20 protein-coding genes and 5 pseudogenes are annotated in these 22,372 nt (G+C 68.3%); 10 read left to right on the top strand and 15 right to left on the bottom strand.

Going from position 1 to position 22,372, the window contains the following annotated elements:
• Position 1 precedes the first annotated feature (1 nt).
• Complete coding sequence (locus ACZ6D7_RS45615; protein ID WP_469504431.1) at positions 2-451, top strand: hypothetical protein; 450 nt, start codon at positions 2-4, stop codon at positions 449-451.
• Positions 452-663: 212 nt separating this feature from the next.
• On the opposite strand, the gene ACZ6D7_RS45610 is transcribed toward ACZ6D7_RS45615, so the two are convergent.
• On the bottom strand, positions 664-852 hold the full coding sequence (locus ACZ6D7_RS45610; RefSeq protein WP_469504428.1) for a helix-turn-helix domain-containing protein: 189 nt from the start codon (positions 850-852) through the stop codon (positions 664-666).
• 5 nt (positions 853-857) lie between these two features.
• Positions 858-1,031: pseudogene (locus ACZ6D7_RS45605) on the bottom strand (cysteine synthase family protein); the annotation flags it as partial.
• A gap of 142 nt (positions 1,032-1,173) precedes the next feature.
• Between ACZ6D7_RS45605 and ACZ6D7_RS45600 the strand changes: the two are divergent.
• Entirely contained in the window at positions 1,174-1,641 is a 468-nt protein-coding gene (locus tag ACZ6D7_RS45600) for an SUKH-3 domain-containing protein (RefSeq protein WP_469504426.1), read from the top strand.
• Positions 1,642-1,649: 8 nt separating this feature from the next.
• Here ACZ6D7_RS45600 and ACZ6D7_RS45595 read toward each other — a convergent pair.
• The 4 genes and pseudogenes from ACZ6D7_RS45595 to ACZ6D7_RS45580 all read right to left on the bottom strand — a co-directional run bounded on the left by ACZ6D7_RS45595 (position 1,650) and on the right by ACZ6D7_RS45580 (position 6,006).
• Positions 1,650-3,252 (bottom strand): annotated as a pseudogene (locus ACZ6D7_RS45595) (ISL3 family transposase).
• Positions 3,253-3,440: 188 nt separating this feature from the next.
• Entirely contained in the window at positions 3,441-3,926 is a 486-nt protein-coding gene (locus ACZ6D7_RS45590; RefSeq protein ID WP_469504423.1) for a hypothetical protein, read from the bottom strand.
• Between the two features lie 500 nt (positions 3,927-4,426).
• A complete protein-coding gene (locus tag ACZ6D7_RS45585) occupies positions 4,427-5,407 on the bottom strand; it encodes an NADPH:quinone reductase (protein WP_469504420.1) in 981 nt (326 codons plus the stop codon).
• Between the two features lie 20 nt (positions 5,408-5,427).
• Positions 5,428-6,006 (bottom strand): PadR family transcriptional regulator, encoded by a 579-nt coding sequence (locus tag ACZ6D7_RS45580; protein ID WP_469504418.1) that lies wholly within the window; start codon positions 6,004-6,006, stop codon positions 5,428-5,430.
• Between the two features lie 33 nt (positions 6,007-6,039).
• On the opposite strand from ACZ6D7_RS45580, the gene ACZ6D7_RS45575 reads away from it, so the two are divergent.
• From ACZ6D7_RS45575 to ACZ6D7_RS45565, 3 genes are all read left to right on the top strand, one after another.
• A complete protein-coding gene (locus ACZ6D7_RS45575; protein WP_469504415.1) occupies positions 6,040-6,525 on the top strand; it encodes an ester cyclase in 486 nt (161 codons plus the stop codon).
• A gap of 405 nt (positions 6,526-6,930) precedes the next feature.
• Positions 6,931-7,596 (top strand): ArsR/SmtB family transcription factor, encoded by a 666-nt coding sequence (locus ACZ6D7_RS45570; protein ID WP_469504412.1) that lies wholly within the window; start codon positions 6,931-6,933, stop codon positions 7,594-7,596.
• A complete protein-coding gene (locus tag ACZ6D7_RS45565; RefSeq protein WP_469504409.1) occupies positions 7,593-8,930 on the top strand; it encodes an MFS transporter in 1,338 nt (445 codons plus the stop codon). Before ACZ6D7_RS45570 ends, ACZ6D7_RS45565 begins: the two co-directional genes overlap by 4 nt.
• 239 nt (positions 8,931-9,169) lie before the next feature.
• Here the strand turns inward: ACZ6D7_RS45565 and ACZ6D7_RS45560 are convergent, their stop codons facing one another.
• The 6 genes and pseudogenes from ACZ6D7_RS45560 to ACZ6D7_RS45535 all read right to left on the bottom strand — a co-directional run bounded on the left by ACZ6D7_RS45560 (position 9,170) and on the right by ACZ6D7_RS45535 (position 14,243).
• Entirely contained in the window at positions 9,170-9,649 is a 480-nt protein-coding gene (locus ACZ6D7_RS45560; RefSeq protein ID WP_469504406.1) for a hypothetical protein, read from the bottom strand.
• On the bottom strand, positions 9,646-11,742 hold the full coding sequence (locus tag ACZ6D7_RS45555; RefSeq protein ID WP_469504404.1) for a hypothetical protein: 2,097 nt from the start codon (positions 11,740-11,742) through the stop codon (positions 9,646-9,648). The genes ACZ6D7_RS45560 and ACZ6D7_RS45555 overlap by 4 nt, the downstream gene beginning before the upstream one ends.
• 219 nt (positions 11,743-11,961) lie before the next feature.
• Positions 11,962-12,510 carry a GNAT family N-acetyltransferase gene (locus ACZ6D7_RS45550; RefSeq protein ID WP_469504444.1) on the bottom strand — a complete coding sequence of 183 codons (549 nt, stop codon included), beginning with the start codon at positions 12,508-12,510 and terminating at the stop codon, positions 11,962-11,964.
• Positions 12,511-12,652: 142 nt separating this feature from the next.
• Positions 12,653-12,868: pseudogene (locus ACZ6D7_RS45545) on the bottom strand (helix-turn-helix domain-containing protein); the annotation flags it as partial.
• A 6-nt stretch (positions 12,869-12,874) separates the two neighbouring features.
• Positions 12,875-13,084, bottom strand: coding sequence for a hypothetical protein (locus tag ACZ6D7_RS45540; protein ID WP_469504402.1), 210 nt, complete (start codon positions 13,082-13,084; stop codon positions 12,875-12,877).
• Positions 13,085-13,715: 631 nt separating this feature from the next.
• Positions 13,716-14,243 carry a GNAT family N-acetyltransferase gene (locus ACZ6D7_RS45535; RefSeq protein ID WP_469504398.1) on the bottom strand — a complete coding sequence of 176 codons (528 nt, stop codon included), beginning with the start codon at positions 14,241-14,243 and terminating at the stop codon, positions 13,716-13,718.
• Positions 14,244-14,332: 89 nt separating this feature from the next.
• Between ACZ6D7_RS45535 and ACZ6D7_RS45530 the strand changes: the two are divergent.
• The 3 genes and pseudogenes from ACZ6D7_RS45530 to ACZ6D7_RS45520 all read left to right on the top strand — a co-directional run.
• A pseudogene (locus tag ACZ6D7_RS45530) lies at positions 14,333-14,639 on the top strand (helix-turn-helix domain-containing protein); the annotation flags it as partial.
• Positions 14,640-14,756: 117 nt separating this feature from the next.
• Positions 14,757-15,146 (top strand): annotated as a pseudogene (locus ACZ6D7_RS45525) (PA14 domain-containing protein); the annotation flags it as partial.
• Positions 15,147-15,603: 457 nt separating this feature from the next.
• On the top strand, positions 15,604-16,755 hold the full coding sequence (locus ACZ6D7_RS45520; RefSeq protein WP_469504450.1) for a fibronectin type III domain-containing protein: 1,152 nt from the start codon (positions 15,604-15,606) through the stop codon (positions 16,753-16,755).
• A 620-nt stretch (positions 16,756-17,375) separates the two neighbouring features.
• Here the strand turns inward: ACZ6D7_RS45520 and ACZ6D7_RS45515 are convergent.
• The 3 genes from ACZ6D7_RS45515 to ACZ6D7_RS45505 form a co-directional block, all read right to left on the bottom strand.
• The gene (locus ACZ6D7_RS45515; RefSeq protein ID WP_469504395.1) at positions 17,376-18,149 is read right to left on the bottom strand and encodes a calcium-binding protein; all 774 of its coding nucleotides are present in this window, start codon (positions 18,147-18,149) and stop codon (positions 17,376-17,378) included.
• Positions 18,150-18,743: 594 nt separating this feature from the next.
• Positions 18,744-20,060: a VCBS repeat-containing protein gene (locus ACZ6D7_RS45510; RefSeq protein WP_469504392.1), complete on the bottom strand. Its 1,317-nt coding sequence runs from the start codon at positions 20,058-20,060 to the stop codon at positions 18,744-18,746.
• Between the two features lie 690 nt (positions 20,061-20,750).
• A complete protein-coding gene (locus ACZ6D7_RS45505) occupies positions 20,751-21,173 on the bottom strand; it encodes a hypothetical protein (protein WP_469504389.1) in 423 nt (140 codons plus the stop codon).
• Positions 21,174-21,304: 131 nt separating this feature from the next.
• Between ACZ6D7_RS45505 and ACZ6D7_RS45500 the strand changes: the two genes are divergently transcribed.
• Both ACZ6D7_RS45500 and ACZ6D7_RS45495 read left to right on the top strand, forming a co-directional pair.
• Complete coding sequence (locus ACZ6D7_RS45500) at positions 21,305-21,484, top strand: hypothetical protein (protein ID WP_469504447.1); 180 nt, start codon at positions 21,305-21,307, stop codon at positions 21,482-21,484.
• 10 nt (positions 21,485-21,494) lie between these two features.
• Positions 21,495-21,932 carry an SMI1/KNR4 family protein gene (locus tag ACZ6D7_RS45495; protein WP_469504386.1) on the top strand — a complete coding sequence of 146 codons (438 nt, stop codon included), beginning with the start codon at positions 21,495-21,497 and terminating at the stop codon, positions 21,930-21,932.
• Positions 21,933-22,372: the final 440 nt, after the last annotated feature.

Here is a 22,372-nt window from a genome sequence, read left to right as displayed (position 1 = left end):
CATGCGCCGAGCCCTTCTCACCATGCTGCTGGCGGCGTCCCTGACCGGATGCTCGCTCCTCGGCCAGGACACGTCGTGTCCCCAGGCCGACGCGGACTCGCAGGTCTCCGTCGTGTGGCGGCCCGCCGACTTCGGCGGCCGAGACGCGGTGAGGATCCGGCTGTGCGTGGACGGCACATGCAAGGAGCGGACATCGGGCAGTCCCAACGACCCGTTCGCCACGATGCTGGTCCGACTCCGCGACGACATCGGTGCGTCCACCGTGCCGGTGCGGGTCACAGTGACGTCCCTGAAGAGCGGTGACACGGTCGTCGAGGACAGCACCCGGGCCAAGCTGACGGAGCAGCACCCCAACGGCACGTCCTGCTCACCCACTGTCTGGACAGCGACGCTCCGCGCCCACCCCGACAAGGGCCTCACCTCACCCAAGGGCATGAAACTTCAGCAGTGATCCCCTTATGCAAGCGCGCGTCCCCTGGGTACCCCCAGGGGACGCGCGCTTCGCGCTGGATGTCGTCGGGATCACAGGGCAATTCCGCAATGTCGCGCTTGTCGGCGGCGGTAGCAGTCACCAGGCCAGCGTAGCCACGCTGCCAGCGAGCCGAGTCCGGACGAGCGGCCCTCCGAGGCCGTCGTCCTGGATCTTATGCAGCGATCGCGGGATCACGAATCCGCAGTCCCGCGCAGCGCGCCACCCCGGGAACGGAAAGTCACCCCGGCATCCGCCAGGAGACGGTGCACACCGCCGTAGGACCGGCCGGTCTCCTCGGCGAGCTGGGTCAGGGCGAGCGGTACGGCCAGGGTGGCCAGGCCGCGGCTGTCGCGGAGCAGGGTGGTGAGCGGTGTCTGCATCGGTGTCAGTTCTCGCGGAGTTTGATCAGGAGCTCGTCGATCTCACGCTCGCGGGCCGGGTCGATCAGGGCGCGGGCGTTCATCCAGTCGTCATTGAAGACGGTGTCCATGTACTTCTCGCCTCCGTCGTTGATCAGCGCGACCATAGTGGTGCCCGGTGCGAGGGAGGACATCCGGGTGGCTTCGATCACTTCTTGCGACAGCGTTTGTTAACGAGTTTTGGTTCTGGCTCGCTTTCCGTGACGCGGTCACACACTGGTCAGTGACGTCGGCCACTGAGATGATCACTGCTCATCCATAGCTGAGGAGTCGGGGCCCCAGATGAATAGCTGGTCGCCAGAGGTAGATGAGGTGTTGGAGGCGTCGGGATGGACGCCTGGACGGAAGGTAGACACGGTCCGCTGGCGATCCATGTTCGAAGCGGTCGGCCTCTCCATGCACGACGCTGCGGAAGCCTTCCTGCAAGAGTTCGGCGGTCTGACTGTTAACGTCAGCGGACCAGGGATCAGCTGTGCACGCACGCCGTTCGAGCTGGACCCCGAGCTGGCCTGGGGCGAGGATGACCGATTCACGGAGTGGGGCGAAGTGATCGGGCGCCATCTCTACCCGCTCGGCGAGCTGGACCACGGCCGGTTCTTCCTGGGCATCGATGAAGTAGGCGTGATCTATCTCGTCGAGACCTGGGTTGCCAGCTTCGGACCGATGCCTCACGCCATGGAGGACTTGGTTCTCGGCGTGGCTCCTCGCCGAATCGATGAGGGGTACGAGCCAGCGGGACAGCCGTCCTGACGCGTCTGTCACCTGTAGAGCAGTACTCGCTTCCGGAGGAGCAGGAATCCGGCTCGCCCGAACATCTGCCGTTTGAGCAAGTTGATCCGGTTGACGTGCCCCTCTACGACGCCCGAGTTCCAGGGCAGGGTGAGACCGGCGATGACAGCGTCACGGTCTCGGTCGATACCAGCGGCGAGGGTGTGGAGGCCGGGCAGGTTGTCGTTGCGGACGGCGTCGAGCCACTCGGGCAGCCGCTCGCCTTGCCGTTCGGTGAGGATCTCGGCGAAGGACCGGACATGTCCGGTGAGTGCATCCAGTTCGGGGCAGTGGACCAGGACGGCCTTGAGGCGGAGCTGTTCCGCCTCGGTGAGGGTGTCGGGGTGGCGGAGGATCCAGCCAGCGACCGTGCGAGGTGAAGGCGGCGGTGCAGTGACCGGATCTGTCGAGAGACGCTTGGCGCGGAAGTAGGCGCGAACTCGCTGGTAACTGCCCTTGTAGCCGAGCGGCACGATCTCCTCCCACGCCTTCCAGGCGTTGGTACAGCCTTGGTTCCAACGATCGTCCAGGTAGGGCTTGTACTCATCGAGTACGGAAAGGGCGCCCCTGCCATTGGCCGCGGAAAAGGTCCTCGGGCGCGGTGGCGTCGGCGAGGAGCTTGACGGTGCGGTACGTCATACCGAGTTGGCGTTGGATCGCGCGGCGGCTGTGACCAGCGGCGAGCAGCGCGTGGACGGCCGCATGGTTGGACCGAGTCCGGTCGGCGAACCGGTGGCCGGTGGGCCACGGGGAGCCAGAGCTGTCCGTGAGGGCATCGGGCTCCTCAACCGGGAGGGGTGGTGCGGGCGCCGTACCCCGTAGGCATGCCCGGTGATCGGCGACGCATCGTTCAGCGGCCTCGCCGAGGTTGTGCCAAAGATGCCACCGGTCAGCAACCTGGACGGCCTGAGGAGCCCCGGCCGTGGCACCTTCCGCGAAGAACGGAGCTCGATCCCGGCAGACGACCTCGATTCCTGGGCGCTTCGCCAGCCACTTGGCCAGGGTGGACGCCTCCCGGTCGGGCAACAGGTCAACCGGCCGTCGCGTCTCGACATCGACCAGAACTGTCCCGTAGACGCGGCCCCTGCGCATGGCGTACTCATCGACACCGATCACCCGCGGGGCCGGCGTCTCCGGGTCAGGTAACGCGTCGAGTAACCGCAGCACCGCACTGCGGCTGACGGACACTCCGAAGACCCGTGCCATTCGTACGCCGGCCCGCCCGGCGAGGGCGAGACCGACCGCGGCAAGCGTCGAACGCAAGCGCTCGGTCCACCTGCTGTGCCGCCGGGTCAGCCCTGACATCTGCTCGACGAACGTCCGCCGTCCGCATGAATCGTCCGGACAGAAGAACCTGCGGACCCGAAGGCAGAGGACCACCCGCCGTCGCGCACTGGGTACGTCGGCGGGAAACCGCAGGTAGGAGCTGTGTATTCGGGTCGATCGGCTCCCACAGTCAGGACACGCTGCCCCAGCCGCCGTACTTCGGGCCCAGATATTTATCGCCTCGTCGTTCACGTCCACCGACAGCACCGCCACGTCCGCGATGGACGGGAACAGCAGCTCCTCCAGCCGGAGCAACGTCTCTTCCACGACGCCGCACTGTCGACCACACCAAGATCGGCACTGGTCATTTTCAGGCAGGTTCCCGAAGGCCGATCCGAGCATCAGTCGTCACTCAGCGTGCGCGCTTCACGGAAAGCGTGCCAGAACCCGAGTTTTGACAGCATCGTCCGGTCGGGGGCTTCGCGGTCTTCTGCTGCGGTCGCACGGCCCGGGAGTCAGCGACGGCCGCGGGAGTCGTAGACCGCGAGTGACAGGTCCTTCACCGCAGCTCGGGCCCGTTCGGCGTCCAGGCCGTCGTCAAGGGCCTCCAACGCGGCGGCCGCCGACACCCGAACGGAACGGGGCAGGCCGTCATAGGCGGAGAGCCGGTAAGCGACGGTGCGACGGGCATCCTGTTCCTCATCGCTCGCCCCGTCAGAGGTCAGCGGGAAGACCGCAGCCTCGTACATCGCGATGCTCAAGAGCACCGTGTCGGCGATCCCTTCCGCATAGCCGTCGCCGCTGACGGCCTGGACGGAAGTCACCACGGGGCGGGGGCGGGCAAGCATTCCGAATCCCGCGCCCAGGCCGGTGGTAGTCGCGCCCACCACGGCGCCCATCCATCCGTCCAGGACGAAGCCGAAGCAGGCTCCGCTGCTCACCACGCACACCAGCAAGGCGACGGTCATCACGTACACACGGGTGCCGAGCGGGAACGTCATGGCCAGCAGTATGAGCCACTCGGGTGGCGGACAGGCCAGGTGGAAGGGATGGGACGTGACATGGACGCTGCCGGAGCCAATGCTGACCACGCCAGTGCCCAGGCCCGATCTGCCGCCGGGCTTTGCCGGAGAGCCGAAGTGGGATGGGTTCCGGGCGTTTGTCTCCGTGGATGCGGGCCGGGCGGTCCTGCGCTCCAGACGCGGCACCGAGATGGGTCTGGCGTTTCCGGAGGTCGTGGCCGGGGCCGTGCAGCTGCCGGACGCGACCGCACTGGACGGAGTTATGCGACCTGTGCAGGTGTCTCAGCCCAAGGGTGTCTCAGGCGGCGCACCTCCGTAGACGAGGCACGTTTGTCCCTTGTCATCCAATCGAGTCGTTTGACAGCGAACCCAGTCGTTTCGGCTTCTTTGACAGTGAACTTAGTCGTGTGAGGTGAGCGATCCAGTAGTCGTCAATGAGACGGGGGTTGCTGGTTACGGACCGGTGTTCCGAGTCTGCGCTATTGGGGGAGGGTGACCAGGATGCGGCCGTGGCCACCGCCGGTGTCGACGTGGTCGTGGGCCTTGGTGATTTGGTCCAGCGGGTAGCGGTCGCGGACGTCGACGGTGAGGGCGCCGACGGCGGCGGAGGAGGTGAGGTCGCGGGCGGCCTGGCGCTTGGCCTCGGCGGGGAAGTCGTCGCTGCCGAGCAGCCGCAGGGTGACGTTGTTGAACAGCAGGGGCCAGAAGGGGATTTCGGTGCGGTCCGCGCGGGTGGCGTAGGCGGCGATGACGGCCCCCTGGGCGGCGACGGCGTTGTCGAGATCGGCGTTGTCAGACAGCGCGACCTCGATGATCCGGTCGACGCCCCGCAGCGCGTACGAGCGGATGGCAGCGGCGGGCTCGCCAGTGTCCAGGGCGATGGCGTGGGCGACGGCCGGGTCGACGCGGTCGAGGTCCGCGGTGCGGCGGACGGTGGCGATCACGGTGGCGCCGGCCCAGTGGGCGAGCTGGGCGGCCAGGGAGCCGACGCCGCCGAGGACTCCGTGGACCAGGACCAGTTGGCCGTCGACCGGGCCGTCGGCGAAGACGGTGCGGTGGGCGGTGATGCCGGGGATGCCGAGGCTCGCGCCCAGCTCGTCACTGAGGTGGTCGGGCAGGGGTGGGGCTTGGTGGTCGGGTACGACGGTGTACTGGGCGGCGGTGCCGAAGGGGCGGTAGGACTGGGCGCCGTGTACCCAGACCCGTTGTCCGACGCGGTGGACGTCGACTCCGGCGCCCACGGCGTCGATGACTCCGGCGGCGTCGCTGTGCGGGATCACCCGTGGGAAGGGCATGGACGAGCCGAGCCAGCCGCGCCGTTTCTTGGTGTCGCCGGGGTTGACGCCCGAGACGGTGACGCGGACGCGGACCTCGCCGGGGCCGGGGACGGGATCAGGGAGTTCACCGACGTGCAGGACATCGGCGGCGGGTCCCTGGTCGTCGTACCAGGATGCAAGCATGGGGGTACCTCCGTGGACAGTCAGCTCGCGGGAGCGGCGGGCGCATGCGGATCGCTGTCGGTGTATCCGGTGTCGAATACGGGCGGTTCCTCCCCGAGGGTCTCGCGCAGCCAGGTCCGTTCGGCGCGGCTGGTGGCGCGGGCGGTGAGCAGCATGCCCCGCCGGTAGGGGTCGGCGATCTCCTCGGCACGCAGGGGCCGCTCGTTGTCGTAGAAGAAACTCGCCGGTTCTTCCAGGAACTCCAGCCGTCTGCGCAGCACCGCGTGCTGTTCGGCCACGTCGGGCAGGTGAGAGAGGAATGCCAGGACGACGTAGAACCGGGTGAAGTCGGTGATCTCGTGGTCGGCGGGCTTTCGTAGACGCTGAAGCATTTCGGCCCGCCCGGCCGCAGCCAGGTTGAGCACGTACCGGGCCGCCCCTGCGGCCGGGTCGGCGCGCCGCTCGATCAAGCCCGCCCTGGTCAGGCGATTGATCGCCGGATACAGGCTGCCGTCACTGACCGGCCGCGTGTAACCGGTCAGCTGTGAGACGCGGCGGCGCAGCTCGTGTCCAGGCAGGGGTCCCTCGGCGAGGAAGCCGAGTATCGCGAGTTCCAGCATGAGTCCATCTTCGCACGCGAACATCGAATCGATGTGAGCATCGATTCGATGTTACGCTCCCAGGTATCCGCCCAAACGTCTCTGGAGAGGCACAGCAAGATGCCATCGCAGTCCACCGAGTCAGTGATGAACCGTTTCGTCGAGTTCATCAACACGGGCAACGAGGATCTCGCCCGCGAGGTCATTTCTCCGGACGCGGTGTTCCACGCGCCAAGCCACCCGGAACCACTGCGAGGGCCCGATGGATACATGGAAGTCATCGGGATGATGCGCGGCGCCTTCCCCGACGTCCAGTGGACGCTGGAGGAGACGGTCGCCGAAGGCGACACTGTGGCCGCGCCGTTCACCATGCGGGGAACCCACGACGGTGAATTCTTCGGGATCCCGGCGAGCGGCAGCAAGATCTCGGTGCAGGCCATGAACTTCTACTACCTGGCCGACGGCCGGATCGTCGGCGAACGGGGCCAGCCCGATCTCCTCGGGGTGATGCAGCAGATCGGTGCCGTACCGGCGCCGTGAACCTCGCAGCGCCGCGTGAGCCCGCTATCGCGCGGAACTACCGTTGCCGGGAGGTACGTCGCCCCGGCAAAAGGGGAAGGCCCACACCGGCCCGCGGGCGGCCGACGCAGGTTCACTGCAAGAGGTTGGCCTTCCACATGACGTTCCTTGCCATCCAACCCAGTCGGCGCAGGCGGCCAGGGGGTCCGGGCCGAAAGAAGCGTCACGCGACTGCGTTGACAGCGAAGTTAGTCCGCGCAGGTCAGCGACTTCGACCCGACTAACTTCGCTGTCAAAGGACAACGTTCGTCGCCGATGACTCGAGGACGTGTCTGAGCAGCGGCACAGCGAAGGCCGTCTAGACCGCAAAGGCTTGTTCGCAAAGAAGTCTTCGCGAACAAGCCTTTGCGGTCTAGAGTGCGCGGTATGACTGACCCAAAAGTGAGGCCGGACGGCCCCCAAACCGAAGCTGACTCGGTTGTTCTGGATGCCAAGGGGCTGCGAGCCCTCGCGCATCCGGTGCGCGTGCAGTTGGTTGGGTTGTTGCGGAAGTACGGCCCGTCGACAGCGACCCGCCTCGCGGAGCGGCTGGGTGTGAACTCCGGTACGGCCAGTTACCACCTCCGGCAGCTCGGCGCGGCCGGTTTCGTCGAGGAGGACACCGAACGCGGCAACGCGCGAGAGCGCTGGTGGCGCTCGGTGCACCGGACAACCTGGTTCAACGATCCGGAGCTGGCGGAGCGGGAGCCCGAGGCCACACTGGCCTACCTGCAGTCCGTCGCCGCCATCTACACCCTGCGCACGCAGCAGACCCTGAGCGGGCTTCAGACGATGCCACGCGCATGGCGAAACACCTTCGATATGAGCGACTGGGCCCTGCGGCTCACGCCCGAGGAAGCCGCCGCCCTGTACCGGGAGTTGGCGGAAGTCATTGCGCGCTACCGGCGAGACGCGCCGGAGATGGCGGCGAGTGCCCCGGACGGAGCCGAACGGGTCGCTGTGATCACGCAGATCCTGCCCGAACGGGATGCGCCTGCCGCGTCGCCGCTCCCTTCCGGCCCTCAGGAAGAGGAAGGAAGCCCGACGTCATGACCAACGACGCCTCGGAGACTGGCGGCATACCCGGCAAGAGGTCCTTACGCCCGCTGGGCGGGGTGCTGGCGGCCATGGTTGTGTCGCTGACCGGCACGCGGATCTCCGTTGTGGCACTGCCCTGGTTCGTCCTGGTCACGACCGGCAGTGCCACCCAGACCGGACTGGTCGCCTTCTGCGAGATGGCGCCCTACGTGGTGGTCAAGGCGTTCACCGGGCCTCTGGTGGACCGGATCGGCCCGCGGGCCGTTTCCTGTACCACCGATCTGGCCAGCGCGACCGCCGCCGCCGCGGTCCCCCTGCTCCACACCCTGGACCTGCTGTCCTTTCCCCTTCTGCTGGTTCTGGTCGCCCTGATCGGCGCGGCCCGGGGACCTGGCGACCTGGCCAAGGAGGTGATGGTCCCGGAGGCGGCTGAGCGCGGCCGGGTGCCGCTGGAGCGGGCCACCGGTCTGGCCGGTGTTATCGAGCGGCTCGCCTCTACCATCGGCCTGGCGGTCGGCGGATCCCTGGTGGCGCTGCTCGGTCCCCTGACCGGACTCGCTGTCAACGCGGGCTGCTTCGCCCTCGGATCGGTGATCATCAAACTCGCGCTGCCTCGCGGCATGGGGCACGCGGTCGAGGAGGCCCCCTCGCCGGCGGGGGAAACGGAACCGGGCTACTGGCGGCGGTTCGGCGAGGGATTCACCTTCCTGCGCGGCGAGCCGCTGCTGCTCACCGTCATCGTCATGGTCGGCATCACCAACCTGCTGGACGCGGCGATCACCTCGGTGCTCGTACCCGTCTGGGCCAGGGAGTCCGGCAACGGGCCGACCGCGATCGGCCTGATGGGCAGCGTGATGGGGGCCGCGGGGGTCGGCGGGAGCCTGATCGCCTCGGTGGTCGCGCACAGGCTGCGGCGGCGGGTGGTGGTTCTCACCGGATTCCTGCTGGCCGGGGCACCGAGGTTCCTGATCCTCGCCTTCGATGCCCCGTTGGGGGTGGTACTGGCCGTCTTCGCGGTCAGTGGGTTCGGTGCCGGCTTCGTCAACCCAGTGCTGGGGGCCGTCCTCGTCGAGCGGGTGCCGCGCCGGATGCTGGGCCGGGTCAACGCGCTCGGTGACTCGCTGGCCTGGGCCGGCATCCCTCTCGGCGGGCTACTCGCCGGGGCGGCGGTGACCGCTGTCGGACTCGTGCCGGTGCTGCTCGCCTGCGGCGCCGCGTACTTCCTCACCACGAATCTGGCTGGACTGCGGCCGGAATGGCGCGAGATAGACCGTACGCGTGGGCGCGGCGTCCTGAAGCCGCACTCCGAGGACGAAGCCTCACAAGACAGCGCGAATATAGCGACATGACCCTCCCGGAGGGAGGGTGTACGACATCGATCTTCACCTGCGCCTCGAGAAACCTGCGTTCCCCGCCGAGATGTTCTCCGCCCGGAAGTAGCCCTGATCGACCTGGACCAAGCGGTGAAGCCCTCCTTGTGGTAGCCAGTCGGTACCCCGTCTCAACGCAGCACTGTTTTCCCTGGCCAAAGGCATAGGGGCACCTCCCCGCCAGAGAGGAGGCGCGACAGTCCTTCCGACGGCAGCATTCAACGCGTCACAGGGAGGGAGGCCACGGTGCCGCCCTGGCGGAGAGCTTCGCGCAGGGTGGCGTTCTCTGCTTCGAGTTCGGCGTTCCGCAGGCTCAGCGTCTGGATGTGGTTGGCGTAGGCGGCGATGGTGGCGCGTGCCTCCCGCTGCTCGGCCGCGTGTTGGGAGCGCAGCGTGCGGTCCGCCTTCTTGAGGCGGGCGATCTCCGCCGTCAGGGTGTCGGTCTGCGGTCGGGGCGCGTCCGGTGTCCGGAGCAGTCCGGTGATGATCTTCGCCAGGGGTGAGCGGTAGTAGGTGGCGCGCGAAATACCCGCTTCCGTGCACAGCGTGGAGACAGTCAGGGTGCCGCTGGTGTGTTCGGGGTTGCCGGTCACGATCCGCTCGAAGGCGTGTACGACAGCCTGGTCGGTGCCCGGCCGTACCGGAATGCCAGCGTGTTCAAGGGCGTGCCGCAGCCGCAGTGCGGCGGGGTCATTCATGCGTCGGGGCTTTCGGTGGAGGTGAGTTCTGCGATGGCATGGTCGAGTTCGGCGATGTGGGTGGTCAGCGCGGCGGTCTGGAGGCGGGACAGTCCGGTCGGGGCGTCGAGCGGGCGCTGTGCCTGGGCGCGGGCGGTGGTCAGGCGGGGCAGGTGGACGCTGGAGCGGCGGGCATTGGGACAGGTCAGGCACATGGTCAGCAGCGGCAGGGGCCGGCCGGTGTGCTGGGCCCGCTTCGCGCAGAGGGCGGTGGATGGCTGGTAGAAGCAGTCGTTGAGGACGCCGGGGTGAAGGGTCTTCGTCAGGTGCTGGAGCATGGTGCGCAGCCGGGCGGGGCTGGCAGTGATGCCGGGCAGGTCGCCCAGCTCCCGGCGGATCCGGGCGAACTCGGCGTTCACGCGGTCGGCGGCGCCTCCGCTGGTGCGGTGGCCGTCGTTCCAGTCGCGGTACAGGTCCTCGACGTAGTCCAGCTGGGCGATGGCGCGTTCGGCGGCGACCTCGGCAGCAAACCCGGAAGCCGAGGTACCCGCGTAGCCTTCGAACAGGGCGAGTTCGGCGTGCTGGTACTGCCGGGCGCCGGCGACGACGCCGAACGGCTGGTGCGCGATGTGCCAGGCGAGGGTGCGGCGGAACTGCCGGGTGCTCAGCCGCCATGGCATGGGTTCCTCCTGCCCTTCCTCACCCTCCGGTTCATCGTGAGCGGGCGTGTCGTTATCCGGCGCCGGTGTGGCCGTGTGGAGCGGCACGTAGGGGGCGTCCGGGGTGCTGAACAGCTCGTTGAGGTGGTCACGGAAGTCGTTCAGGCGCCTGTTGACCGAGCCGAACAGGACAAGGCTGTTGCTGGTCATGCCCTTGTGGCCGAACAGGTGGGTCGGGTCGTCGTTGACGGCGGTGAGCAGCGTGACGGCCTGGTGGACGATGTCGAGCACGACCCATTCGGCTTCCTCGCCGGTGAGCTTGCGGCCCTTGAGGACCCTGCCGCGCAGTTTGTGGCGGATACGGCTATCCGGACCGTTCTCTGTGAAGGCGCAGTCGGGGGCCAGTTCCCGGACTTCGGCGTCCCTCATTCCGGACAGGTAAGCGATCACGATCCAGCAGGCCGTGCGCATGTGGACCAGCTCGGTGGCCAGTTCCAGCGGGCCAAGGCCCGACCGCCAAGGGCGTCCGCTGCTGGGCCAGATCGACAGCGCGGTCCGCAGGCCGCCGGCCTGGTAGCCGAGCTCGGCGGCTGCCTCGGTGAGGTAGCGGCGGACCTCTGCGGAGGCGGACACTCCAGTCATGCGTGCGACGAGCGCGGCGTTGGGTGCCTGCAGCACTCCGTTGATCATGGGGACGCTCGGGCGGCGTGGGGCCTGGCGTTTGGGCAGGGCGGGAACTCCGCGGCCGGTGGCACGCAACTCGTCCACATACGCCTCGATCCGGGCCCGGGCGGAGCCGTTGCCGCGGAAGGGACGCGGTGTCTGGTGGGCGGCGGTCAGTTCGGCGTTTTCGCGCTGAGCTGCCAGGATGTCGGGTCCGGCGGTGGTGACGTAGAAGACGGCGCCTTTCACGAGTGGAGCGATGATCTCCTCTGGGATGCGCTCGGTGGTGTTCTCCGCGTCGCGGACCACTCCGGCCACCGCGTGCCCGGACCGGCCGGGCCAGGGGTTGATCAGCAGCCGGTCGGCGGTCAGGAACGGGCCATGCGCGAACAGGTGCTTCACGGCGGTCACCCGTAGTGCCGCCTCCTCCGCCGAGACGGTCTGCCAGCACTCCAGTGCGGCCTGCAGGTGATCCGGGGTCACGTCAACAAGTCGGCGGGCGCCGACCGCTTGAAAGGTGGCGATGACGGTCCGAGCCTTTTGGAAGGCCCCGAAGATTCCGGTGAGCTTCATCGGGCCTCGCCGGACCAGGGAGGCGTTGCCGCGCCGTAGACGGGAGTACAGGTATTCCCGCAGCACCAGGGCAGTGACCGGGTCATCGACCGATGTGAACACGATCGTACGCTCGCTGTTGCTGCGCGGCAGGAACGGACCCATGTCCCAGACCGGGTCGGCGAAGCGAGGCCCCGGCCCCGGATGACCCGCGGCGGCCAGCACATGGTCGGGCAGCACGGGCGCGTCGTTGGGGACAAGCCCAGGTCCTGTCGGCAGTGTGAGCGTTCATGCACTTCCCCATCGGAGGCACCTTCAGCTCCACGTAATTCCCCAGTTGGTTGCGGCCGGTGACGGGCCGCCCGACTGCTGAGTGTGGGTCTGGACAGTGCCCTCAAGGGCGCCTTCGGCGGCGCTTCGCGCTGGGCATTCGCCCACCCTTGACCGCCCTGACCAGCCCTAATGATCGGCGGCTATCAGGCGGCCCGGAAACCCTGGCGGCCGTGGGGAACGAGGAGCAGCTCCGGCGCCCGCATGGGGACGAAGGCGTCGGCGCCGCGATGTCCTTGGCCCATTCCGTGAAGTTCCGGCTGGGGAATTACGCGACGTTCCACACCTCGAGGCCGCATTGTCGGGCAGAACAAACGCAAAAACGGCAGGGAGCGAGAGGCGGCGAAACGCGAGGTTCAGGCACGCACGGCCCGCTTCGCCGGCGATCCCGCGTCCTTGGGCCCGTGGGTGCAAGGCGAAACCAAGGTCGACTCCGTATTGGGGCCGATTCCGCAGTCCCACCCGGCCGAGAAACGCGTGCGTTGCGGCATCCCTGACCGCAAAGTCGCCATAGCCGTGTCTGGCCCAGTGGGCGACGTGATCGTCGCACATGGCCTCGGCCGCAGACCGACTGTCCGCCCGGCCGGTCGCCAGCCATCGCATGACGCTGTCCTGACTGACCACAGCTTCGAAGAGTTCTTCGCTCGGCAGCACCCGGCTGGCAAACGATCGCACCATCACATCCATCGGGAACAGCCGACAGACCTGCACCAGGCATGGGCATGACTGGCCCTACGCCAGTTACAACCGGGCTGCGCGATGTCCCCTCGCGAAGGGCGCCCCAACGCGACCGCCACCGACTGAGGACGTGTGGGTCAGCCACACTGCAGGCCCGCAGGTATGCCTCCACACAGGCCCACGACGGCAGCGTGCAGCCGTTGGCCGCTTTCGACAGTGCGGGCGCCGAGTAGTGTGTCTTCCTCGCCATCTGTCGGTAGGTCGGCTGACCGGCTGCTCGGCGTAGCGCCCGTAGGTCCAAAGCAAAGCGGGCAAGATCGCTGCTGCCCTGGTTGATGGGTTGCTCGCGGCGCCCCATCTCGGTTCACTGCGGGTGGCTCGGGTCACCCTCGGCCAGCGAAGGCGATACGTCCGTCGCTTCCTGCACCGGAGAGTTCGCCAGAACTCGGCGCGTTACCTCTCCGGCAAGGCCGACTGCGGTGGTGCCGGCCAGGATCGCCAGCGTTGTCTCATTCAGCAACGCTGCACTCAGCGAGAACCCCATCAGCATCAGCATCAGGGACACAATCAGCACTACGGCGGAGACTCCTGGTGGCCTGCCCTGGCGGCGAGGGGCACCATTGCCGCCGGATGGAGACATAGTGGTCACGTTCCGACCTCTCTTGCCCGGTTCGCCGTTCCACGGCGAACCGAACCCGGGATCTGGGTCATGAAGGCGCAGCCCACGGTCCTAGCAGGTCCGCCGAGTAGCCGCTCGACGGGAAGACCGCGTGCCCTTGCCAGTCTCGAGGTCCCTGCGACGTTCAGGGTAAGGGAATTGGTTCCGGAAGTACTCGGCATCAATCCCGGGCATTCCTGCCGACTTTGAGGGTTTTCACGGATCGTCTGGGCGGCCCAGACGCACAGACTGTGAGAGCGGACGGCCACAGCTGCCGCCCGCCGACCGAACCGACCTTCCTGGATCTGGGTGGTCTTCGGAAAAGTGGGGGTCTTCCGTAGCCGTGGAAGACCCCCACAAACTCTCAGCGGTTGACGGTGTGCTGGGTGGGCGTGAAGCCGCGGCCTGGCGGACCTCGCAGAAACGAAGCCAGCAAGGTCATTTCGAGTCCGCCTGCTCTGACGTGAACTGTGCCCTAAGGCTTGTCCCGTAATCGCTGGTCACCGTTGTGAAACGCCCTCATGCCGGCTTGAGGGCAGCGGGGTCGTCACTGGGTCTCGATGCACAGGTCCCGGATGTACCAGTCGAGACATGTCCCGTTCTCGCCGTGCGTGTGCTTGCCGGGGATGAACCCCGCCCGCTGGGCGACTGCGGCAGAAGCGGCGTTCTCCGGCTCTACCCGGATCACCGCCTCCTTCCCGCCCTCACTTGCCGCGTACCGGGAGACCAGGAGGACCGCGCGGGTGGCCAGGCCGCGCCCCCTCCAGGACGGGTAGAGGCCGTAGGCGACATTCACCTGGCCGGGAGCCAAGCCCTCTGCTGCGAACCGCAGGTCGATCGTCCCCGCCAGCGCCTCGTCGGCGCCTACCCGGATGCCGAAAGCGCGGAGTGGCCCGGAGGTCTCCCACTGTTCCCGGCAGTGCCGGATGTACGCTTCGACGCCCTCGCGTGTGCCGGGACCGCCGCTGAGCCAGCGAACCAGCGGCTCGTCCTCCCCCGCGAGGTGCGCCTCGGCATCGTCCAAGCGCAGCGGGGACAGAGCGATGACCCCGTCGGACAGATTCACTTCATGCATCCGGCGATTCTTGACGCCGGAGCTGCGTCGCGCCATCGGATTCTGCGGGGGCATCGCGTAGAGCCGCCACCACAGAGGATGATCTTGGTGTGGCTGGTGTGATCACGGCGTCGGAGCCATCCTGGATAGCCCCGTTCAGCGGGCTGAGCCCGCGACAGTTCAGCAAGCTGGTCACCGCGTTGCGGCGCGAGGGTGCGGATCCGGTGCGCAGGGGCCGGCCGTGGAGCCTGCCGCTGGAGGACCGCGTGCTGCTGGTCGCCTCGTACTGGCGGACGAACCTGACACTGCGCCAACTTGCGCCCCTGTTCGGGGGCCCGTCTCGGCGACCTCGTGTCCAAGTCCGCTGCCGACCGGATCGTCGATCACCTCGGCCCGTCGCTGGCACTGCAGCCGCGTCCAGCAGCGCCACCGCCGCTCGGGGTCCGTACAACCAAACCTCGGCATCGTTCGTCATCTACGAGCCCCCTCGAACAGGCTCGAAAGGCATCACCCCCTGTGAGAACCGGTCCCCGGATGAGAACCGTCTGCGCCGCCGCCGTCACCGCGGCCGCAAGCGGTCTGCTCACCGCCACCGCCACCCCGGCCTCCGCCGCCGTCACGTGCACCTCCCCGACCTGGAAGGCGCAGTTCTACGCCAACACCAGCTTCGGCGGCAGCCCGAAACTGACCGCCTGCGACAGCGCGATCAGCGAGAACTACGGCACCGGCGACCCGGCCGGCGTCACCCTGCCCAAGGACAACTTCTCGGTCCGCTGGAGCGTCACCCGCGACTTCGGCTCCGGCGGCCCGTTCACGCTGGCCGCCGAGGCGCAGGACGGCATCCGCGTCTACCTCGACGGCGTCCGCAAGATCGACCTGTGGAAGAACGTCTCCTCCACGCAGAAGAAGTCGGTCAGCGTCACGATCCCCTCCGGCAAGCACACCCTCCGGGTCGAATTCGTCGCCTGGACAGGCGCGGCCAACGTCAAGGTCACCTACGCCCCCCGTACCTCCGCCACCGTCGACAAGGTCAAGCCGCTCACCCCGGCCGGGGTGGCCGCGAGACTCGACCATGCCACCGCCAAGGCCGTGGTGTCCTGGTCCCGGAACAAGGAGATGGACCTCGCGGGCTACCGCCTCTACCGTCGTGAGGAGAACAGCAGCAGCTGGCAGCACGTCGCGACGACCACCGGCATCACCGTCTCCGACCTCCCGCCCGTTCCCGGCCGCACGTACTTCTACGAGGTCCGCGCCTACGACAAGGCGGGCAATGTCTCCACGGGCAGCGCCGACCAGCAGGTGGTGACCACCGCCGTCACCGCGCCGACCGGCCTCACCGCGCAGGGACTGGACGAGGGCATCAAGCTGACCTTGGAATGCCGTGCCCGGCGCGGTGAAGTACGGCGTGACGCGGTACCGCAACGGAACGCCCGACTTCAGCGCGTCCACGACGGGCACGAGTCTCACCGACACTACGGCCCCGCGGTCCAAGGAGACGTCGAACTACTGGGTAACGGCCTACGACGGGGCCGGCCGGGCCTCCGAGCCCGCCGTCGTGAGGGCGGTCCGCCCCGTCGCGGCACCGCACGAGGTCACCGCGACGCCCGACGCCGCCCGGGTCGTCCTGACCTGGAAGATCAACCCGGACACGGACGGGAACTACTACGCCTTCCACGTGTACCGCTCCAGGACCCTGCCGGTGAGCACCTCCACCGAGCCGGTGTCGTGCGACACCACCTCGACCAGGCTGGCCGACGGCCGGTGGCAGTACACCTGCACCGACAAGGCGACGGCCGCGAACACCACCTACCACTACGTGGTCAAGGGGTCCGACAGCGCCAGCCGATATTCCGTAGCCTCCGTCACCGCGACCGTCACCACCCTCGCCTCCGACCAGGACACCACCCCACCCGCTGCCGTCACCGGGCTGACCGCCCGGGCCACCGAGTACGGCATCGTCCTGGACTGGAACGCCAACACCGAGCCCGACCTCAAGCGGTACACGGTCTACCGGGGCGAGGTGTACGAGAGCGACGACGGCACCGCCATGTGCTCCGGAGTGGAATGGGACTATCTGGGCCCGACCACCACCCACTACGTCGACGCGACCCTGCCCGACGGTGACGAGCACTGCTACTGGATCGACGCCGTCGACACCAGTTCCAACTCCAGCTTCAAGTGGACCCGCACGGCCGAAGCCAGGGCCGTCACCGAGCTCGATCTGACCCCGTCAATCGCTACGCCCGAGACCTCCCCAGTAGAGCTGACCGCCTCCCCCACGGACTCGGGCACGGTTGATCTGTCCTGGAACGCGGTCGAGGGCGCCACCGGCTACCGCGTCTACCGCTGGGACCGGACCGCGGGCCAGTACGTGAACCTGCCCAGCGACACCCTCGTCACCAGCACCTCCTACAGCGACCACTCGGCCGCCACCGGCACCACCCACTTCTACTGGGTGACTGCCGTACTCGCCGACGGCAGCGAGAGCACGCCGGGCGCCGACTGGGCGATTGTGCCGCCGCCCGCTGCCTGAGCCGCAAGAAACCCGGCACGGTGCAAAAGGGCTGGGAGACCGACTCCGGTCTCCCAGCCCCCCGCCGTCGCAGGTCGCCCCATGCTCCGGCAACAGCCACGACACGGCCGCAAGCACCCAGGACCGCGACGGCACCAAACGCGCGCTGCCGCGGACCGGCACGACCAGACACGAACCGAACACTCCCTAGTCTGTTCAGATGTTCGCCCTGTCCTCTCACGGAGCGACATCGACGGGCAGACGACGAAGTCTGCACAGGCACCCTGCCCCGGCCCTTGAACGGTCGGCCGACCACCCACCGCCCGCACGGGGAGACCCCCACCTTCTCCACCACAGGCCGGACCAAGGCGAACCCGCCACCGGCATGCAAGCACCGGGCGCGGCGTCTCGGCCCGTGTGCGGGCACGACGGCAGTGTCTGCTGGGGTGGCGGCCCCGGACCAGGGCGCGGTGTCGGGGCCGCCGATGCCCTACCGTCCTGTGGAGCAGGGCATCAAGACCGTAGATCATTAATGGAGCAGCCGCCCGTCCGGCACGATTCGCACAGACGAAGACCTGAACGGTCGGCGCAGTGCGGCTGGCGCCCGCTGGATCCGCGGGCGCCGCAGGTGTGGGACTGGATCAGGTGACGTCGACGTAGTCGGCGGCGGTGGCTGCGGGCGTGGTGGAGGTGCCGGCGAAGACGTAGCGGTAATAGCCGTCGGCAGAGGCCTTGACGGTGGTGCTCAACTTGCCGGTGCTGGACGTGGTGAGTGTCTTGACGGTGGTGTAGGTGCTGGCGTTCTTGGGCCGGTACTGCAGTTTCACGCTCTGGCCGCTGTAACCGGCCCAGGTGTGAGTGTTCCAGTTGGCCCGGGTGAGAGCACCCGTGACGGTGATCGTCTTGCCCTGCCTGACGGGCTCGGGGGATGCGTTCACGGTGAGCTTGGAGGCGCGCTGCACCTTGATGGTGGCGTAGTCGTACAAGGCGGTCTCCGTGCGGTCCTTGCTCCAGGCGTAGGCGAAGACGTGCCAGGTGCCGGCCTGCGCGTTGGAAACAAGGTTGGTCATTTCCCTGGGGTCGGGTGTGATCTGGTGCTTCAAAGCGCAGGTGGTGGCGGTGCCGCTGGTCGTGCACTGCGGCACGTCCGAGTAGGAGACAGCACGGTCGTAGGTGTCGTAGGTGGTGCCGTGCCAGAGGTTGACGAACTGGTAGGAGACCCCGGCGGGGTGGCTCGCGGTGATCTGGCTGGTGAACGAGGTGGTGGCGCTGGGGCCGACCACGATGTTCTTGCCTTTGTTCACGACGACCTTGGTGATCACCGGGGTGGGCGACGCCTGGGCGGGGGTCGCGCCCAGGGACAGCAGCAGGGCGGCGGTCGCTGTTCCAGTGGCCGCCACAGCAGATGTACGCATACGGGTCCGTATCGCAGAAGAGGCCGGCCCGACGCGCCGTGCGGGCGCTGGGACCAGGCATAGATCAAAGTTCGCGATCTCAGACCCACACACCCTGCCCAGGGTTGTACGAAGAAAGCAGCCTCCCCCAGGACAACCCCAGGCCAGGACAGACGGTGGTATGCGGGGCGGGACGGGGGATGGAGTCCATTCGAAGCATCGACGGCCGACGACAATGCGGCGGCGTGCGCGCCCGAGGCCTGCACACCGACAGGGATGGTCAGGCACTCCGGAATCGCGGGCCGAGCCAACGCGGCGGAAGGCATCGCCCGTGCCGTCATCGACTTCGCTGTGCAGTTCCTCACCGAGAACCACAAGAACGTCGCCGGAGTTCATCCGCCAACGGCGTCGGCGTGGGGTCAGGCCCCCGATACGTACCTCGTACCAACTGATGCACACCCGGTGCGCCTCATCGGCGCATACGTAGCTGGGACAGGCTTGCGGCCGTGACAGCCAGAGGCCAGCGCTCGTCCTCGTCGGCTCTGGCTGCCGGTGAGGGTGTCCCGCTCAGATGACTCCGAGGAGCCCGTTGCCGCCGAGGAGGGTGCTGTCCTTCTACGGGAAGCCGACAGACGGGGCGGTGATCATGCGGCTGCCCTTGCCGGTGGGACCCGCAGTGCCGCCCGGGAAGACCCACACCGCGCCGGTGGCGTTGTCCTCCTCCGCAGCGCTGACGAAGAGTTCCGGTCGGCCGTCCTTGTTGATGTCGCCGACGGCCACGGTGGTGCCGAAGTGATCCCCGGCCTCGCCGGCCCCGGGGACGTGGGCGGTGTCCTGGGTGAAGGCGTAGGCGCCACCGCCCAGTGCCCCGGTGCGGCGGCCGGGGACGACCGTGACCTGCCCGGCGTTCGTCTTGGCCGTGTCCTCCTGCGGCGAGCCGATCACGATGTCCGCCAGCCCGTCACGGTTGAGGTCGGCCACCGTGAGGGCACCGCCGAATCCGTCCCCGTTCTCGCTCGCGCCGGGGACACCTGAGGTGTTCTGGGTGAGCTGCACGGGTTGCGCGTCCCGCGCGATGCCGTGTGCCGAGCCGTACCAGACGAGCACCCGGCCACCGACCGCACCGTCGATCCCGGCCCTGTCCGGCTCGTCCGGGTCGCCGGCCACGAGATCGGCGTATCCGTCGCCGTTGACGTCCCCGGTGGCCGTGACCAGGCCGTTGCCCCTCTGCTGTGCGCCGCCGTAGACGGGGTCGACGTACACCTCGCCGCCGCTGAGGTCGCTCAGCCGGACCGTGACGGCCACCTCGTCCGGGGAGCCGTCGTGGTCGAAGTCGCCCAGCGCGACGCTTCCGACGGAGGCGGTGTCCCGGTTCTGCACGGCTCCGCCGTACGTGCCGCGGCTGCTGAACGGACCGGTGAAGCGCATCGACCCCTCGTACCCGGCAACAAGCACTTCGCTCTTCGCGCCGGGGCCGACGCTCAGCGCCGCGACGTCCAGGCCGTAGTACTTGCCGGCATCGGTCTCCGGCAGGTTGGTGCCGGATGTCAGCCCCTTCTTACTGCCCCACAGGACCGTCACCGTGCCGGCGTCCTGGCCTCTCGCGGTGTCCTCGTACGGGGCGGAGACCACCAGGTCCGCATAGCCGTCCCGGTTCAAGTCGGCCGTCGCGGTGGCGCCACCGAATCCGTCGTGCGGCTCGGCCGTGTCCGGAATCCCTGTGGTGTTCTGGGTGATGATCGCCCTGCGGGACGTCGACAGCCCGGACTTCGATCCGTAGAGCACGGCCACGGCACCGGCTCCCGCCTTGCCGGCGACGTTCGCCCCCGGAGCGGGCAGCACGGCGTCGCGGTAGCCGTCGCCGTTGAAGTCACCGGGCACCGCGCCGTGCACGGCCACCGCGGGCGCGGCCGACAGCAGCGGAGCACCCATGACCGCAGCGATCAGGAGCGCTCCCGTCCTCCAACCTCCGTACAGGCCACGTCTGTTCACCATGAACGAATCCCCCTCCCCTTCGACGCACCCGGCGTGCGCCGCAGTCAGGGCATCCTAAAGCGAGCCCCCGAAAGACCCAGAGAACGCCCCGGGAACTCGCCCACCCGGCGATGAGAGAACACTGAGACCTCACACCGAGCGGGCACACGGCCAACGCCGAAAACCCGAAAGCCCGCCATGCCCGGCTGGCGGCCGTCCCCACCACGCGTTGCCGCCGAGAAGCCCGGTCCGTCCCGCCAGGGCCACGGCGGCGCACGCCCCGCACCCCACGCTCAGCACTGCCCTTCGCTTCACCGGCCGCCTCCGTTCGCCCCTCGCCCAGCCGATTCACGGCCAGCAGGCACACGGCAGGACGGTTCGGCGGGACCGTGACAGTGCGCAACGGGCGGCCCGTCGTGCGCCCCGCGGCGCGGCGTCCTCGAGCGGCGCGGGACGAGGTGCTGAGCCGTTTCCACGGGCCGGTGTAGGCGGCGCCGCATCCGGTGCAGCGGGCGAGGTAGAGGGCGGAGGCGGGGGTGTGGGCGGGCGCGGGCACGACCGGGTGGACGGTGCCCTCGATGACGGTGGTCAGGGCGGGCCAGGCGGGCAGACAGGTGCAGGCAGGTGTAGCGCTCTCGGGGTGGTCGGTCATGAGGGCTCCGGCGGGGCCGGGGGGCGGGCGCGGCGGCTGTCGGGTGTGCGGCCGATCCGGCCGGCGACGTTCTGGATCTCGCTGGGGCCGTAGGCGGTGCGGATGCCGGAGGGCGTCATGCCACCGGCCCGGGCGAGGGGTTCGAGCTTGTAGGGACGGTCCCCGTGGAACTCCCGTCCGTAGGCGAGGAGGTGGCGGATCTCACGGTCGGCGGCCTCGCGGGCGGCGCGGGCGTTGCCGAGAGCGATCAGCAGAGGATCCTCGCGCAGTTCGTCGTGCTGCGCCTCCAGGGCGAACGCGTAGTCGGCGCGGGCCTGTTCGGCCTCCGCGAGAGCGTCGGGGTAGAGCTCCTCCGGCGTGACGTCACCGGGCTGCGGCACAGGGACGCGGATGGCTGCAAGGTCACCGATCAGATCCATGAATACGACGATCGCAAAGACCTGCGGCGAACGCAATACGTTAGAGGCCAGGGAGTTGACCGTGCGGGAGGCGGCGTGGGCCGAGGCCGGCGCCTGGTACGGACCGCATGAACGCCACACATCTCGCTACCGTGTCCAGCACCCGCCCGCCGCATCGGCCGCTGCGAGACGACGACACGAATGACAGCCGGTGCCGTCTGCACCGCCGCTACGAGCGCAAGGCCGAGCGCTTCCTGGCCTTCGCCGGTATCGCCAGCGCCCTCATCCGCTACCGCCGCCGTACCACCGGCGCCCTGAAGGCGATTGATTAAGCTCTGGATCATGTGGAGACAGGCAGCGACAGAGGTCTTTCCCGGCGTGGGCTTCCGGGAACCGGCACAGGCATCCGACCTCGTCGCGGCGGAGACACGGCTCAGGCGAAGCCTGCCGGCAGAATTGGGGCAGTTGCTCCTCGAAAGCAACGGGGTGATCGGACACACTCACGTGGACACCGTCTGGCCCATCGACCAGATCGCCGAGAGGAACCTTCTCTTCTGGTCCGACGAGACGTTCGCCCAGTTGTACATGCCGTTCGACGCCCTCCTCTTCTTCGGGGACAACGGAGGCGGCGATCAGTTCGCCTTCGTACAGAAGCCCGAGCGTCCCGACATCTTCGTCTGGGAGCACGAGAGCGACAGTCGCCGGTGGGTCGCCAACAACCTGCCGGACTACCTCAGCCGTGCACTCCGAAACGGCGGCGACGCCTGGTATCGGCCGTAAGACGCCAGCCACCCCCACTCCGAGCTACCACCAATCAAGACGACCTCCTATGCGGACGGAACATCCAGGGCGCACCCCTGGCTGTGCCAGTTTCCGGCGACGTCATTTCGAGGTGACCTGCTCGAATACGCCCTGTTCACCACCACATCGCAGACACCCGGCTGACGGCACAGCCCAGGACAGGGCGCGCCCCTTCCCGGGGCGGCGTCTACATGAGGACCGCGGGAGTGGCACTTTCATCGGTCCAGTCGCCGTCGAACAAGGCCGCGACCAGGCCCAGGGGCGTGATGTGCCGCAGGGTTTCGCTAGTAGGACTCCGTTAGGTCGCTCTGGCTCTTGGGTTTGGGCTGGTGGTGGATGTTCTGGGCAGGGGGCGGTGGCAGGTGGTGCAGGTGCCGGTCCAGCAGTTCAGCAGGTCTTGGATGGTGTCGAGGATCTGG

Source organism: Streptomyces sp. NPDC041784, from assembly GCF_055591025.1.
The sequence above is the reverse complement of the archived record's forward strand: the minus strand, read 5'-3'. Positions and strand labels throughout refer to the sequence as shown.